The organism is Sorangium sp. So ce327 (genome assembly GCF_051530205.1).
In the GTDB taxonomy this organism is placed as follows: Bacteria; Myxococcota_A; Polyangia; order Polyangiales; family Polyangiaceae; genus Sorangium; species Sorangium cellulosum_B.
Window position 1 is genome coordinate 6,284,997 of the sequence record NZ_CP150330.1, and the last position, 15,775, is coordinate 6,300,771.

The window sequence follows — 15,775 nt, forward strand, 5'->3', positions numbered from 1 at the left end:
CCGGCGGCTCGCCGCTCAAGATGCGTCGGGGGTTGCGCCCTCCAGCGCCTCCGGCGCATCGATCCAGGCGGCGAGCCGCACCTCGTCCTGCGGCGACGCGCCCAGGACGACGACGAGGAACGGGCCGTTGCAGACGAAGGGGCGCTCGTACATATCGCCGCGCCCGAGGGTGATCGGCCCGGGCTCGCTCGGCGGGAGCGCGTCCCAGCCGAGGCGAAAGCGGACGGCATGGCGGGCGTCGCCGATCGGGGAACCGTCCCCGCCCGCGAGCGGCTTGCCGATGAGCTCCTCCTGGACACGGACTGCGCACAGGTCGAGCGGGGGAATCCTTAGCGCACAGTTCCAGTCGAACGGCTTCGCGCCGAACCATCGGCCGCGCCAGCTCCGCGACTTCCGCACAGACGCGACGACCTCCGCGACGGCGGCCCCGAGCGTCTCACGTCGCGGGCACCGGGCGACCACGACACGCTCATCGCCCCTGGCGTCGATCTCGATCATGAAGTCATCCACGTCCCGGTAGCGATGGATCCGGAGCTGCGCCGCGGCCCTCGCCCACGTCACGTCATCGACGTCCTTCCAGAGCCCGAAGACCGGCACGACACGCTCGCCGAAGAAGACACCCTCACGCTGGCTTGCGAAGGGCGACACGAACGACGGACGCACGAACGAGAACGCGTACGCTCCGAGGACGTCCCCGGGCGCGCGCTCCGGAAACGCGCCGTCAGGGACGGGGCCGAACCGGCGCGCGATCTCCTGCGCTACATCCCGGAGCGCTTCATCTGCTCTGCCGACGCGCGCGACCGACCACGGCGCCTCGGCGGCGTGCGGCGCGGCGACCGCCTCGCCACCTCGCTCCTCCAGAGGGAAGTCCGGGGAGAAGATCAGGTTCAGGCCTTCAGGGATGGGAGAGGACAGCGACGGCACGAGCACGGTCGCAGGGCTCACCACGGGCATGGGGTCACCTCGTCCTGATAACGCGTGAGATCCATCGGCGGTGCTCCCCCGCTTTCGTGCACATCTCCGGAGCGCGCTGAGCTGAGATGGACGCTCTATACCTGCGGCGCCACCGACGGCAAAGATGACCTCGCGCCCACCGCCACGTCGCCGGAGCGCTCGGCGAACCGCGACCGCAGCGCCGGAGCGCTCGGCGGACCACGGCCGCCCCGCCGCCCAGGAAACGCGCACGTCGAGGTGTTCCCGGTCCGGCGCGGGGTGTATACCGCTCTCCTCCTCCCTCATCGCCGCGCCCGCGACGACCGTGGACCGAGCCATGCCGCTGCCCGATTTCCTCCCTGCGCTGCTTCGTCCGGAGCTCGCCGAGCTCCACGCCTACACCCCGGTCGCGGGGCACTTCCCTGTGCGCCTCGACGCCAACGAGAGCCCGCCGCTGCTCTCGGCCGAGGCGCGGGCGGCCCTCGCGCGGGCCGCGGCGCCCGACGACTGGGGCCGCTACCCCGACGCGCGCGCCCTCGATCTCCGCGAGGCCATCGCCGCCCACTGCGGCGCCGATCCTGACGAGATCCTGGCCGGCGTCGGCTCCGACGAGGTGATCTCGATCGTGCTCACCGCGCTCAGCCGCCCGCGGCAGGGCGCGGACGCGGCGAGCGTCGTCACGGTCAGCCCCACGTTCGTCATGTACAAGCTGAGCGCGCGCGCGCGCGGGATGCGCGTCGTCGAGGTCCCGCTCGACGCCGGCTGGGATCTCGACGTCGCGGGCCTCGGGCGCGCCGTCGATTTCGCGCGCCCCAACGTCGTCTTCATCGCCTCGCCGAACAACCCGACGGGCGCGCTCATGTCGGAGGACCGCCTCGAGGCGGTCGTCGCCGCGGCGCGGGACGCCCTCGTGATCGTCGACGAGGCGTACATCGACTTTGCCCCGCGCGACCAGCTCGCCCTCCTGCGCAAGCACCCGAACGTCGCCGTGCTGAGGACGCTCTCGAAGATCGGCCTCGCGTCGCTGCGGATCGGCTGGCTCATCGGCGCCCGGGAGCTCGTGGCCGAGCTCGACAAGGTCCGCCAGCCCTACAACCTGCCCACCCCGTCGCAGCGCGCGGCCGCCTTCGCCCTGCGGGAGCTCGGCGGCGAGCTCCGCCGCGCCGCCGCCGCCGTGACGGCCGAGCGCGAGCGCCTCGCGGCCGGGCTCGCCGAGCTCGGCCTCTCGGTCGCGCCGAGCCACGCCAATTTCCTCTGGATCGGCACGCGCCGCCCTGCCGGCGAGGTCTTCGAGGCGCTCGCCGCGCGCGGCGTCCTCGTGCGCAGCTTCCACGCGGCGGGAGGGCGCCTCGCGCACCGGCTCCGCATCACCGTCGGCCTCCCGGAGGAGAACGATCGCCTCCTCGCCGAGATCGCCGCGTGCGCGTAGCCGTGGCGGTCTCCGCCGCGCGGCGCGCGCCGCGCGTGTTCCTCGCGACGTTCGCGGAGCCCGCGGTGCGGACGGCGTTGGCGGCGTTGATGGCGTTGACGGCGTCGACCTCCATTGCCGGCTGCGCCGCGCCCAGGGTCGCGCGCTCGATCGACGGCCAGATCATCGAGGGTCGTACCATCGCGGCGCACGCCTATGCGCTGTATGCGATCGGCGCCGAGGCCGAGGCGCGCGGCGATCTCGCGACGGCGCTGGAGGCGTACGAGCTGGCGGAGGACGGAGACCCCGACAGCGCGGACATCTGGACGCGTATCGGGTCGGTGCGCTGCCGGCTCGGGCGCGGGGAGGCCGCGGGGGCCGCCTTCGAGCGTGCCCGCGCGATCGAGCCCGACTACGAGCCGGCCTACCGCGAGCAGGCGCGCTGCGATCTCTCGGCGGGGCGGCTCGAGACGGCGCTCGGGCGGATCGATCGGGCGATTGTGCTCGATCCGGATCGTGACGACGGCGCCCTGCTCCGGGCCGAGATCCTGCGGCGGCTGGGCCGCACGGACGACGCGCGCCTCGCCTTGCGGGCGCTCGTGGTGCGGCGCCCCTGGTCGACGGAGGCGTGGCGCGCGCTGCACGCGGCGGCCGTCGAGGCGGGCGATCACGCGGTGGCCGAGCAGGCTGCGCGGCGGCTGCGGGAGCTGGCTGCGCCGGGGGCAGCCGTCCTGGGGCGGCCGACGCCGTCAGGGAGGCAGCTGGCCGAGGTCGACGAGGCGCTCGTCCTGGGCGAGCTCCGCCGCGCCCGCCGCCTGGCGCGCGACGCGGAGCTGACGCCCGCCGAGGTCGCGGTGCGCGCGGCCGCGCTGGGCCGCCTCGGCGAGGCCCGCGAGCAGGCCGAGCTCGTCTCGGCGGCCGATCCGGCGAGCGCCGAGGCGCTCGTGGCGCTCGCGGTGGCGGCCGATCTGAGCGGTGATCTCGATGCGCTGACGCGGGCCTGCGACGCCCTCGACCTGTCCGCGGCGGCGGGCGGCCCCGCGGTGGCCCCCTCGCGGCTCGCCCGGCTCCTCTTTGCCGAGCTGCTCTTCCGTCGCGTCGGCCGCGACGCCGCGCTCACCTGGCTCGGCCCGCCGCCCCCCGCGCTCGTCGCCGGGGATGCGCTGTCCCAGGAGGTCGAGCGGCGCGTCCACCGAGAGCTCACGGGCGGCGCCCCCTGATGGGCGCGTCAATGCCGCGTGCCCCCGCCGTGTACCTCAAGGCGAGGGCTTGGTGTGCGGCTTCTCCTTGTGCTTCTTGAGGTCGAAGTTGAGCTCGAAATCGAGCGTGTTCTCGCCCTCCTTGATCTCGATCTCCCGCTTCACGTCCTGATCGATGGCCGGCAGCAGGGCGGCGGTGAGCACCTTGCCCACGGGGATGCCCTTGATCTCGTACTTGCCGTCGAGCCCGGTCACGTCGTGGGTCGCGAACTTGAGCACGAAGACCTCGGCCTTGAGGAACGGCTTCGGCAGCTTGTCCACGAGGTGGTAGTAGCCTGGCTGCGGCGGGTAGAACTTCACCGGATCGCCCTGGGGCACGGCGACGAGGACCGCCATGAAGGGGGCGCCCTCGAGGTTCGGCATGTACGGCTCCAGGGGATCGAGGTTCGCGACCTCGAGCCGCTGGCCGTAGGTCATGACCACGGTCCGCTTCGAGAATGCGCACCCGTGGATGGTCACCTTCTCCGCCTCTTCGCGCTCCGGCACGTAGCCGCTGTAGTTGACGACGGTGACGAGCGCGTCGGCGACCCCGTTCTGCTGTCCCACGCGGAACAGCCGCCCGTAGGTCGCGGCGGCCTCGCCGCACTTGCCGATCGGGAAGCTGAGCCCTGTATCGGGCGGCGGGTCGCCCTTGATGGTGACGCGTCCTCGCAGCGTCCCCGTGGGCCCGCTGTACGGCGCCCGTCGCTTCGGGTTCATCACCTTCACGACGTCCTCGGAGGTCAGCGAGATCGCGTCCACCTGACCCGCCCCGGCCTGCGCGCTCGCCGCCGCGCCGGCGCTCGCGCTCCCTGCGGCCGCCGGCGCTGCGCTCCCTGCGGCCACAGGCCCTGCGCTCCCTGCGGCCACAGGCGCCGCGCTCCCCGCCGGTGTCGCGCTCCCCGCGGTCGCGCCGCCGCTCGCGTTCCCTCCCTGACACCCCAGGGCCCCGAGCAGCGCGACGCACGCCGCTCGCATCCTTCCATCCCCCGCTCTTCTCTGCAGCTTCTCGCCGGTTCGCATCGGCGCCGACTTTAGCAACTCGCGCGCCCCGCGCAGCATCGCGGTTTCATCGCCCAAAACGGGCCCCCACGGCGAGCGCCGCCCCGCCCGGTGCCATATCAGTTGGCGACGCGGTGCCCTGCGGATGACAGCGGCGGGCCCTCGGAGAGGAGCCCCCCGGCGGAACCAGCGACAGACGTGAGTGGTCGAGGAGGTCTAGCGAGAAGCGAGGACCGCGCGGACCGCGATCCCGAGCGAGGTCGTCGGCCAGATGCCGAGGACCATCACGAGCACCGCGGACACCACCAGGGCCGCGTTGACGTAGCCCGAGCGCATCGGCCGCGCGATCGGAGCGCCGGGGGCCGGCTCGCGCATGTACATGTACACGAGCACCCGCAGGTAATAGTAGGCCGACAGCACGCTGTTGAGGAGCAGCGCCACGGACAGCGTGTACAGCTCGGCGCCCATCGCCGCCTTGACGATGTAGAGCTTGCCGAAGAAGCCCGCGGTCGGCGGCACGCCGGCCAGCGACAGCAGGAAGAGCGAGAACGCGAGCGCCGCCACCGGGTGCCGCTTGCCGATGCCGGAGAGGTCCTCGTAGCTCACCGCCTCGGCCCCACGGCTGCCGCAGAGGATGAGCGTCCCGAAGGCGCCGACCGTCGAGACCGTGTAGGCGAGCAGGTAGAACATCACGCTCGCCTGCGCGTCCTCGCTCGCCCGCACCGTCGCCGCCACGCCCACGAGCAGGTACCCGGCGTGCGCGATGCTCGAGTACGCGAGCATCCGCTTCACCGACTCCTGCCGGCCCGCGATGAGGTTCGCGACCGTCATCGTGAGCAGCGCCATCACCGCCACGGCCGGCGGCCAGCCCGCGGCCCACGACGAGAGCGCCGGGCTACCGAACGCCCCGAGCAGCACCCGCAGGAGCGTCGCGAACGCCGCGCCCTTCACCGCCACCGCCATGAACGTCGTGGCCGGCGTCGGGGCGCCCTCGTACGCGTCCGGCGTCCACATGTGGAACGGCACCGCGCTCACCTTGAACGCGAGCCCGACGAGCACCAGCGTCGCCCCGATGAGCAGCAGCGCCGGGTTCGGCGCCGCCGCCCCCTTCGCGCCCGCGATGACCTCGCCGATCCCCGCGAGGTCGGTGTGCCCCGTCGCCCCGTAGATCAGCGCGCCGCCGTACAGCAGCAGCGCCGCCGCGAACGAGCCGAGCAGGAAGTACTTGATCGCCGCCTCGGTGCTCCGCGGCGACGTCCGGCGGAAGCCGGTCAGCGCGTACGCCCCGAGCGACATCGTCTCCAGGCCGAGGAAGAGCGTCAGCAGATCCCCCGCGCCGGCGAGGATGATCGCCCCGACCGTCGAGAAGGTCAGCAGCGGATAGAACTCCCCGCGATCGAGCCGGTGCTCCGGGAGGTACCCCCCGGCGAGCAGCGCCGCCAGCGCGCCGCCCAGGCAGAGCACGAAGGAGAAGAACAGCGTGAACCGGTCCATGACCAGGTAGGGGGCGAGCGAGTCGAACCCCTCCAGCGTCTCGGGGCCGACGAACCCGACCGCGCCCGAGAACACCGCCCCGGCGAGGAGCGTGATCGCGGTCCCGAGCGCGATGTCGGACGAGGGGCCGGAGCGGCGATCGTGCGACTCCTCGCGGCGGTGCGAGAACGCCTCCGCGAGCATCAGCAGCGCGCCGCCGAGCGAGACGACGATGAGCGGCGATACCGCGATGTACGGTCCGAGGATCATCGCGCCGCCTCCCCCGCGCGCGCCGCGAGCGCGCCGTCTCCTCGGCGCGCGCCCCGATCGCGCCGAGCCTGCTCGTCTTCACCCGCCCCCGCCGCGCCCTCACCGGAGCCCAGCGAGGGGGCGCCCTTCAGGAAGGCGGGGGAGAACGTGTCCTCGGGCAGGAGCTTCGCGTTCCGTTCGTCCGCGAAGAGGATCGCCTGCCCGGAGACGACCTTGAACTGGTTGTAAGTAGACAGGACCGACTCCTTCATCCGATCGAGGAAGATCGCAGGGAACAGGCCGATCACGAAGATCATGAGGATCAGGGGCGCGAGCGCGAGGCCCTCGCGGGGCGTCACGTCGGGCAGGTGCTTGTTCTTCGGGTTCGTGAGCGGCCCGAAGAACATCTTCTGCACCACGCTCAGCATGTAGACGGCGGCGAGGATGACGCCCGCCGCGGCGCCGATCGTGTGGATCCCGCTGAACGTCCCGAGGCGCTCGGAGGCGTAGGTCCCCATGATGATCATGAACTCGCCGATGAACCCGTTCGTGCCGGGCACGCCGACGGAGGCGAACGTCACGATCAGGAAGAGCGTCGCGTAGACCGGCATCACCTTGGCCAGGCCGCCGAACTCCGAGACCTCCCGGGTGTGCCGGCGGTCGTAGATCACGCCGACGAGGAGGAAGAGCGCGCCGGTGGAGACGCCGTGGTTCACCATCTGGATCACCGCGCCCTGGATCCCGCTCGGCGTGACGCCGAAGAGCCCGAGCATCACGTAGCCGAGGTGGGCGACCGACGAGTACGCCACGAGGCGCTTCACGTCGGACTGCTTCCAGGCGACGAGCGCGCCGTAGATCACCCCGCCGAGGATCGCGATGCCGGCCAGGTTGGCCGCGAGGCTGGAGGCCGGGCCGGGAAAGAGGCCCATCGAGAAGCGCAGGTACGCGTACGTCCCGATCTTCAGCATCACCGCGGCCAGGATCACCGAGCCGCCGGTCGGCGCCTGCACGTGGGCGTCCGGCAGCCAGGTGTGCACCGGCCACATCGGCACCTTGATGAAGAACGCGATCGAGAACGCCCAGAAGCAGAGCATCTGCGCGCTCCGGGGCAGCACCACGCGCGACAGCGCGAGGTAGTCGAACGTGTAGGCGCCCGTGAGCTTCTGGTTCGCCCACACGAGGTACACGATGCCCGCGAGCATCAGCATCGAGCCCGCCATCGTGTAGACGAAGAGCTTGATCGCCGCCTTGATCTTCTCGACGCCGCCCCAGATGCCGATCATCACGAACATCGGCACCAGCATCAGCTCCCAGAAGAGGAAGAACAGGAACAGGTCGAGCGCGACGAACGCGCCGAGCATCGCCCCCTGCAGGAACAGGAGGCAGAAGCAGAGCTCCTTGATCCGGCTCTTGATCGAGCCGAACGACGCGTACGCCGCGATGGGCGCGATGAACGTCGTCAGCAGGACGAGCCAGAGGCTGATGCCGTCGATGGCGACGTGCCACCGGATGCCCAGCGTCGGGATCCACTCCTTGATCGACTGGAAGTGCCAGCCCACGGTCATCGGCACGGTGAGCAGCCACAGCGAGGCGAGGAAGCCCGCGCCGAGCACGGCCAGCGTGAAGCCCCGGAGCAGCGAGAGCAGCTGCCGCGGCACGAACAGCACCGCGGCGGCGCCCACGAAGGGCAGCCCGATGAGCACGTTGAGCAGCGACGGCCACTCGTCCGTCGCTCCCGTCGCTCCCGCCGCCTCCGCCGCGGCGCCGGACGGCCAGAGCCACTGCACGAAGAGCACCGTGAGCGCCGCGATGAGCCCGAGGCCGGCCCGCTGCCACGGGGTGTACCCCGCGGCCGCGTGGGCCTCGCCGTGGTGGTCGTCGCCATGGTGGTCGTCGCCGTGGCCGCCGTGGTGATCGTCGCCGGCGTGGGCGCCGTCGGCGCCCTGCACGTCGCTCGGCGGGAGGATCGCCCCCACGACGCCGGCAGCGAGCGCCGGCCAGTACTGCGTTACGAGGTCGAGCGCGCTCATTGCAGGCCTCTCGGCTGGATCAGGTCATGGATCTGCTCCGCCGGGGTCGCCCCCGGGGGCAGCGCGGGCACGTCCGAGCCCAGCATGGTGGTCGGGCCCGCGGGGGTCTTGCGGCCCGCCGGCCTGGAGAACGAGAAGGTCTCGGTCGCCTCGCGGTCGAACGCGTTGCGCACGCGGAGGACGACGTCCTTGGTCTCGCCGGGCTCGAGCTTCACCGTGACGTCGGCCGCCTCGGAGAAGTCGCGCGCCGGCAGGCCGGGCGCCTCCCAGCGGTACCGGTAGCCGAGCCCCGGCGCCGCCGAGAGCCTCACCTCGCCGGACCGGCGCAGCTCCGCGTCGTCGACGTTCGCGTCCGCGTGCGGCTTGACGAGGAACCAGCCGACGCCAGCGAGGCCGACGACCATCGACGCGGCGTAGACCTGCACGCGGCCCGTCTGGAGCGCGCGCAGCACCGTGCCGAAGAACCCGACGAGCGCCGCGGAGAGCTTCGCGATGATGCCGTCGATGATCCACTTGTCGGCCATCGTGAAGATGTCGGCGATCGCGTCGACCATGCCCACCACGGTGGCGTTGTAGAGCTCGTCGATCCGCCACTTGTCGTAGATGAGCCGGTAGAGCCCCGGGACGCTCTCGGCGAAGCGCCGCTCGGGCTCGCCGCGCTTGTTCCAGTACACGAGCATCGCGAGGCCGATGCCGGTGAAGCAGGCCGCGACGCCGGGCAGCATCATCGGGAAGAGCAGCCCCTCCACCCCCTCGCGCACCTTCACCGCCCGCTCCGTCAGCGAGAAGACCGGCTCCAGCAGGTGCGCGAGCGGCGCGAACGCGTGGTTGTGGGTGAGGTGCACGAGCGGCTCCGCCATGAGGAAGCCGGCGAAGACCGACAGCGCCCCGAGCACGATCAGCGGGATCGTCATCGGCAGCGGCGACTCGTGCGGCTCCGGGCCCTCGAGCTTCTCGCCGTGCGCGTGCCCGTGGTGATCGTCGTGGTGGCCGTGCGGGTGCGGGTCCTTCCAGCCGCGCACGATCGTCCAGCCGCGGAACTCGCCGTGGAACGTCTGGAAGTACGCGCGGAACATGTAGAACGCGGTCATCGTCGCGGCCAGGATGCCGACCCAGTAGATCGCCGGGCCGAGCCACTCGGGCCACTGCCACACCGGCTGCCCGCGCGTCGAGACGGACTCGATCCGGCCGGAGAAGGCGCGCCACAGGATCTCGTCCTTCGACCAGAACCCGGCGAACCCGGGGAAGCCCGCGATCGAGAGGCACGCGAGGAGGAAGGTCCAGCGCGTCAGCGGCATGTGGTTCTTGAGGCCGCCCATGTTGCGCATGTCCTGGGACTGGTCGGTGTCGTGGATGCGGGCGTGCATCGCGTGGATCACCGAGCCGGCCCCGAGGAAGAGGCAGGCCTTGAAGAAGGCGTGCGTGAGGACGTGGAAGAAGCCGGCGGCGAACGCGCCGACGCCCACGCCGATGAACATGAACCCGAGCTGGCTCACCGTGGAGTAGGCGAGCACCTTCTTCAGGTCGTTCTGGAAGAGCCCGATCGAGGCCGCGAACAGCGCCGTGGCCACGCCGGTCACCGCGACGACCGCCATCGCGAACGGCGACAGCACGAACACCGCCGAGAGCCGGGCCACGAGGTAGACGCCCGCGGTCACCATCGTCGCGGCGTGGATCAGGGCGGAGACCGGCGTCGGGCCGGCCATCGCGTCGGGCAGCCAGACGTAGAGCGGGATCTGCGCGCTCTTGCCGGCGCAGCCGAGGAACAGCGCGAGCGCGGCGAGCGTCCCCGCGTACACGAGCACCGGCTGCGACGGGACGAGGAAGCTCAGGAAGCCCGGCACGGTGTCGACCGACATGTTGCCGATCGGCCAGATCTTCACCGCGGCGAGCAGGTTGCCCGCGTTCGCCGCGATGCCGTCGAAGTTCAGCGTGCCCGTGTAGTAGGCGAGCATCGCCATCGCCACGAGGAGGCCGAAGTCGCCGATGCGGTTCACGACGAACGCCTTCTTGCCGGCGCTCGCGTTCTTGTCGTCCTTGAACCAGAACCCGATCAGCAGGTAGCTGCACATGCCGACGCCCTCCCATCCCACGAAGAGGACGGCGAGGTTGTCGCCCATGATCAGCACGAGCATCGAGAAGATGAACAGGTTCAGGTACGCGAAGAACCTGTAGTACCCCGGGTCCTCGCGCATGTACGCGGACGAGTAGAGGTGGATGAGGAAGCCGACGCCGGTGACGACGAGGATCATCGTCCCGCTCAGGCCGTCGACGCTGAAGGCGACGTCGATCGGGATCGACTGGCCCATCCGGCCGGTGATCGAGAACCAGCGCCAGGCCGTCCAGGTGAGCTTGCCGCCCTCGTGCGGCAGCATCAGGAACGTCGTGACGGCCGCCAGGAAGGCGCCGCCGAGCGCGGCGAGCGCCATCAGCCGGACCGCGTCCTTGCCGAGGCGCTTGCCGAAGAGGCCGTTCACGAACGCGCCGAGCGCCGGCAGGCCCAGGATGACCGCGAGCAGCGCGAACTCGGACGCGGGGAATAAGACTCTCAGGGCTTCCACGCTAACTCCTCAGGAGATCGGCGTCGTCCGAGCGCATCGTCTTCCGGATGCGGTAGAACGCGAGCACGATCGCGAGACCGACTGCGGCTTCCGCCGCCGCGATGGCGATGACGAAGAAGGTGAAGATCTGCCCGGCGTGATCGTGCGGGTGCACCCGGTTGTACGCGACGAGCGTGAGGTTCACGGCGTTGAGCATCAGCTCGATGCTCATCAGGAGGACGATGAGGTTCCTGCGCAGCAGGAAGCCGATCGACCCGATCACGAACAGCACCGCCGCGACGACGAGGTAGTACTCGATGGGGACGGAGATCATCAGTGCGGCTCCTTCGCCGGCAGGGTGGCGTGTCCCGCGAGGGCGCCCGGCTGCGCGGCCCCCTGATCACCCGGCTCCGGCGACGCGGTGTCCGGGCCTTCGCCGGCGGGCAGCAGCGTCGGGTCGACCTGCTTGCCGCGGGCGACGGCGACGGCGCCGATCACGGCGACGAGGAGCAGCGCGCCCGAGAGCTCGAACGGCACGATCCCCTTCGTGAAGAGCTCGTGCCCGAGCGCCTCGATGGTCCCGAGCGACTCGGGGGCGGCCGGGACGGCCAAGACCCCGGGCTTCGACGCGCTCGCGACCAGGGCGAGCGCGCCGATGCTGCTCGCCCCGAGGACGCCGGCGCCCACGTAGCGCGGCACCGCGGTGCGGGCGTCGCGCGGCGACGTCGCCGACGGGCCGAGGAGCATGATCACGAAGAGGAAGAGGATGACGACCGCGCCCGCGTACACGAGGATCTGGATCGCGGCGAGGAACTCCGCCGAGAGCATCAGGTAGAGCCCCGCGATGCCGACGATCGACGTGAGCAGGCCCATCGCGCCGCGGATCGGGTTCCTGGCCGCGACCGTGGCCAGGCCGCCGAGCAGGACGAGCAGCGACGCCAGCCCGAAGAAGGCGAACTCGAAGATTTTCACGGCGTGAGCACCCCTGTCGACGAGCGGCCCTTGGTCTGGATGTACGCCTCGAACTCCTTGCGGAACTTCCGGAGGAAGCCGAGCGCGGGCATCGCCGTGCCCTCGCCGAAGGCGCAGATGGTGTTGCCCATGATGTTGTCGGCGATCTCGTGCAGCCGATCGAGCTCCTCGATCGTCCCCTCGCCGTGCACGATGCGATCGAGGATCCGGTGGATCCAGGCGCTGCCCTCGCGGCACGGCGTGCACTGGCCGCACGACTCGTGGCGGTAGAAGCGCATCAGGTTGTGCATCGCGAGGACGGGGCACGCCTTGTCGCTGAGCACGATGGCGCAGCAGGTCCCGAGCATCGTCCCGAGCGCGCGGAACGTGTCCACGCCGAGCGGCACGTCGAGCACGCTCTGGCCGTGCCACGGGTGGAGCGGCGACTTGTCGCTCGGCGCGTTGACGACCTCGTCGGCGCGCAGGATCGGGCACGACGAGCCGCCCGGGATGACGGCGAGGAGCTTGCCGTGCTTCACACCGCCGCCGTACTCGTAGATGAGGTCGCGGAGCGTGACCCCGACGGCCGCCTCGAAGATCCCGGGGTTGTTCACGTGGCCGCTCACGCCGAAGAGCCGGCAGCCGCCGTCCTTCAGGTGGTGCAGCGAGGAGAGCTTCGAGAAGTTCTCCCCCCCGAGCTCGAGCGCCGTGGGCACGGCCGCGATCGTCTCCAGGTTGTTCACGGTCGTCGGCATCCCGAACGCGCCGAACTGGGCCGGGAACGGCGGCTTGAGCCGCGGCTCGCCGCGCTTGCCCTCGAGCGAGTTGAGGAGCGACGTCTCCTCACCGCAGATGTACGCGCCGGCGCCGGTGTGGACGTAGACCTCGACGGGGTAGTCGATCCCGAACGGGCGCTTGCCGAGGTAGCCCTTCGCGCGCGCCTCCTCGATCGCCCCCCAGAGCCGCGCCTTCGAGAGGTGCAGCTCGTCGCGCACGTAGATGTACGCGGCGTGGGCGCCGATCCCGAAGCACCCGATGATGCACCCCTCGACGACGGCGTGAGGGTTCTTCTCCATCAGGGTGCGGTCCTTGAAGGTGCCGGGCTCGCCCTCGTCCGCGTTGATGACGAGGTAGTGCGGCCGCTCGGGCTTCGGGGGCCACGGCATGAAGCTCCACTTCACGCCCATCGCGAAGCCGGCGCCGCCGCGGCCGCGGATGTTCGCCGCCTTCATCTCCTCGACGAGCGCCTCGCGCGTCATCCCGAGGGCGCGCTTCGCCTGCTGGTAGCCGCCGCCCTTCTCGTAGACGGCGAGCTTGTGGCCGTCGGGCGTGTCGTAGTTCTTGGTCAGATAGCGCGTCAGCCGGAGCATCTCGTCACCTCGTCAACCGATCGAGGATCGCGTCCACCTTCTCGAGCGTGAGGCCCTCGTGGTAGTCGCGATCGACCTGCATCATCGGGGCGGTGCCGCACGAGGCGAGGCACTCTGCAGTGCGCAGGGTGATCTTCCCGTCCTTCGTGGTCTCGCCGGCGTGGATCCCGAGCCGCTTCTCGCAGTGGTGGAGCACCTGATCCGCGCCGTTGAGCGCGCAGCTCAGCGTGCGGCACACCCAGACCTGGTGCTTGCCGACGGGCTCCTTGTTGAAGAGCGTGTAGAAGGTCGCGACCCCCTGGACGTGCGCCGCCGAGAGGCCGAGCTGCTCGGCGACCCAGCGGAGCACCCGCTCGGAGACCCACCCCTCCTGTTCCTGGCAGAGGTGGAGCACGGGGATGCACGCGGCCTGGCGGTTCGGGTAGCGCGCGAGGATCTTCTCGAACTCGGTTCGCCGCTCGGCGGTCAGAGCAAATTGTTCGGTCATGTCGGCTGTTGGCACGGTCCGCTGGCTCCCTGGGCGCGCCGCGCTCGCGGCGTGCCCGCTTCCACATGCAGTCGGGACCCCGCAACGCGGGTCCCTTTCAACGAGGGTCCGCCCGGCAGACCGGGCGCACCCTCGTGCGCCTCCGATCTGGAGGCGCCTGCCGGAGGCGGACAGCCCCGCGCACCGGCGGCCGGGCATTCGGTTGTCCGTCGTACGGAGCCGTCCCGAGGCGCGGGCACGCTAGTGAGCGACGGTGGTCACTGTCAAGGCGCGCCGGGGGGGAAACATAAAGCGGACCACACAAAGCCTGCCGCTGCCCAGAAACCGGACCTCTCCCCCCGAGGTGCCCCTGCCCTCGATCGTTCTCCTAGTTAGTCGTGGTCGTGGTCGTGGTCGTGGTCGTGGTCGTAGACGCGGGCCCCCGCCTGGACCCCCCTCCCGTCCCCGCCCCCGCCTGGAGCACGTGGCCACGCGGTACTCCCTGGGTTTTCTGACGAAGACCGCGTAGCCTGCCGAGAAGTCCGCAGCGTTCTTCGTCTTTCACTTGAGAACCGGAACGCGCTTCAACTACCCTCGGCGCCCATTACGACGCGCAGGGGCGCGGACATCCGTAACAGCGAATCCCCCGCCGGAGGTGGTGCGTGTTCTGTCCGAATTGTGGGACGCAAAACTCGGAAACGGCGTCCACGTGCACGAAGTGCGGCTACAACCTGAAGAGCGCCGCCGCGCCGAAGTTCAAGGGCACCATGCTGATGAGTCAGCCGTCCTCCGGGGCGGGCGCGGCGGGACCGCGCGCGCCGGGGGCGCCTCCGCCTCCGGCGCCTCCTGCCGGAGCGCCGCCGGGCATGGCCGCGATCCCGAGCCCGCCGCAGGGCCTCGCCGGCACGGTGGTCGGCGTCCCGCCGGCGGGGCTCGGCGCTTCGGCGGGGCCTCCCCCTGCCCCGCCGCCTCCCGGGATGGGTTACGGCTCGCCGTCCCCCGGCGGACAGCAGCCGTCTGGCCCGGCCTTCGGCGGCGCGGCCGCGAGCCCGTCGGGCGGCTATGCGCCGTTCGGCCAGCAGCCCCAGGGCGTGAACCCGCTCGGCGGCACCATGGCGATCGACCAGCTGCCCGGGTACGGCGCCCCGGGCCAGCCGCCCGGCGGCATGGGCGGGGCCGCAGGCGCGCCGCCCGGCGCGTTTCCTCCGCCCGGCGGCGCGTTTCCTCCGCCCGGCGGCTACGGGCAGCCCCCGCAGGGCGGCCCGGGTGGGAATCCTTTCGGACCGCCCCCGGGCCAGGACCCGATGGGCGGCCTCGGCGGCGCGCCTCCCGGCTACGGGCAGCCGCCCGGTTACGGACAGCCGCCTGGTTACGGGCAGCCTCCCGGCTACGGGCAGCCGCCTGGCGGCGCGCCTCCCGGCTACGGGCAGCCTCCGCAGCACGGCGCCAGCGGGTACGGGCCGCCTCCGGGCCAGGACCCGATGGGCGGCGGCTACGGCAGCCCCCCGGGCGGCAGCTACGGCAGCCCTCCGGGCGGCGGCTATGGCGGGTCGCCGGCTGGCGGCTATGGCAGCCCTCCGGGCGGAGGCTACGGCGGGTCGCCCGGCGGCAGCTACGGCAGCCCTCCGGGCGTGAGCGATCCCGGCTACGGCGGGTCGCCCGGCGGCGCTCAGATGTCGGCGCCCGGCCAGTTCGGCCAGGCGGCCAGCAACCTGGGCGTGTACGGCGGCGGCGGCTCGATGGCCCCGGGCGCGAAGGGTGAGATCCGCAACCCGGTCACGGTGTGCGTGATCGGGATGGTCTGCTTCCTCTACGCCCTCTGGCAGATGTGGGCGATGCTGAACGAGCTCCAGCAGGCGACGAAGGACCCCGAGTTCAAGCCCTGGTACCTCTTCATCCCGTTCCTCAACTACTACTTCCTCTGGGTGAAGGTGCCGGAGCAGGTGACCCGGGCCAAGCAGATGGCCGGCTCGCGCAACCAGCAGGCCGAGGGCATCGTGCTCTACGTCTTCCTGCCGCTCTACGCCCTCGCGAAGGACCTCAACGAGGTCTGGGACCCGAACGCCGCCTGATCCGCGCCGCGGTCCTCCGCCGTGTCGCCGTCCAGCTCGACCG

At 71.5% G+C, this 15,775-nt stretch carries 12 protein-coding genes; 3 read left to right on the plus strand and 9 right to left on the minus strand.

Features of this window, described 5'->3' with window-relative positions:
• Window positions 1-15 precede the first annotated feature (15 nt).
• Window positions 16-954 (minus strand): hypothetical protein, encoded by a 939-nt coding sequence (locus WME95_RS23455; protein WP_437910670.1) that lies wholly within the window; start codon window positions 952-954, stop codon window positions 16-18.
• Window positions 955-1,270: 316 nt separating this feature from the next.
• Here WME95_RS23455 and hisC point away from each other — a divergent pair, with 316 nt between their 5' ends.
• On the plus strand, window positions 1,271-2,362 hold the full coding sequence (gene hisC / locus WME95_RS23460; protein ID WP_437910671.1) for a histidinol-phosphate transaminase: 1,092 nt from the start codon (window positions 1,271-1,273) through the stop codon (window positions 2,360-2,362).
• Window positions 2,353-3,561 (plus strand): tetratricopeptide repeat protein, encoded by a 1,209-nt coding sequence (locus tag WME95_RS23465; RefSeq protein WP_437910672.1) that lies wholly within the window; start codon window positions 2,353-2,355, stop codon window positions 3,559-3,561. Before hisC ends, WME95_RS23465 begins: the two co-directional genes overlap by 10 nt.
• Before the next feature lie 36 nt (window positions 3,562-3,597).
• On the opposite strand, the gene WME95_RS23470 is transcribed toward WME95_RS23465, so the two are convergent.
• The 8 genes from WME95_RS23470 to nuoE form a co-directional block, all read right to left on the minus strand.
• Window positions 3,598-4,557, minus strand: a complete 960-nt coding sequence (locus WME95_RS23470; RefSeq protein ID WP_437910673.1) for a hypothetical protein — start codon at window positions 4,555-4,557, stop codon at window positions 3,598-3,600.
• 240 nt (window positions 4,558-4,797) lie between these two features.
• A complete protein-coding gene (locus tag WME95_RS23475; RefSeq protein WP_437910674.1) occupies window positions 4,798-6,324 on the minus strand; it encodes an NADH-quinone oxidoreductase subunit N in 1,527 nt (508 codons plus the stop codon).
• Window positions 6,321-8,333 carry a complex I subunit 4 family protein gene (locus tag WME95_RS23480; protein ID WP_437910675.1) on the minus strand — a complete coding sequence of 671 codons (2,013 nt, stop codon included), beginning with the start codon at window positions 8,331-8,333 and terminating at the stop codon, window positions 6,321-6,323. The genes WME95_RS23475 and WME95_RS23480 overlap by 4 nt, the downstream gene beginning before the upstream one ends.
• On the minus strand, window positions 8,330-10,894 hold the full coding sequence (gene nuoL, locus WME95_RS23485) for an NADH-quinone oxidoreductase subunit L (RefSeq protein WP_437910676.1): 2,565 nt from the start codon (window positions 10,892-10,894) through the stop codon (window positions 8,330-8,332). Before nuoL ends, WME95_RS23480 begins: the two co-directional genes overlap by 4 nt.
• A gap of 1 nt (window position 10,895) precedes the next feature.
• Window positions 10,896-11,207 (minus strand): NADH-quinone oxidoreductase subunit NuoK, encoded by a 312-nt coding sequence (nuoK, locus tag WME95_RS23490; RefSeq protein ID WP_437873556.1) that lies wholly within the window; start codon window positions 11,205-11,207, stop codon window positions 10,896-10,898.
• On the minus strand, window positions 11,207-11,845 hold the full coding sequence (locus WME95_RS23495; RefSeq protein ID WP_437910677.1) for an NADH-quinone oxidoreductase subunit J family protein: 639 nt from the start codon (window positions 11,843-11,845) through the stop codon (window positions 11,207-11,209). The genes nuoK and WME95_RS23495 overlap by 1 nt, the downstream gene beginning before the upstream one ends.
• Window positions 11,842-13,194 (minus strand): NADH-quinone oxidoreductase subunit NuoF, encoded by a 1,353-nt coding sequence (gene nuoF / locus WME95_RS23500; RefSeq protein ID WP_437554936.1) that lies wholly within the window; start codon window positions 13,192-13,194, stop codon window positions 11,842-11,844. The genes WME95_RS23495 and nuoF overlap by 4 nt, the downstream gene beginning before the upstream one ends.
• Window positions 13,195-13,198: 4 nt before the next feature.
• Entirely contained in the window at window positions 13,199-13,681 is a 483-nt protein-coding gene (nuoE, locus tag WME95_RS23505) for an NADH-quinone oxidoreductase subunit NuoE (RefSeq protein WP_044965469.1), read from the minus strand.
• 641 nt (window positions 13,682-14,322) lie between these two features.
• On the opposite strand from nuoE, the gene WME95_RS23510 reads away from it, so the two are divergent.
• Window positions 14,323-15,732 (plus strand): zinc ribbon domain-containing protein, encoded by a 1,410-nt coding sequence (locus tag WME95_RS23510; protein WP_437910678.1) that lies wholly within the window; start codon window positions 14,323-14,325, stop codon window positions 15,730-15,732.
• Window positions 15,733-15,775 lie beyond the last annotated feature (43 nt).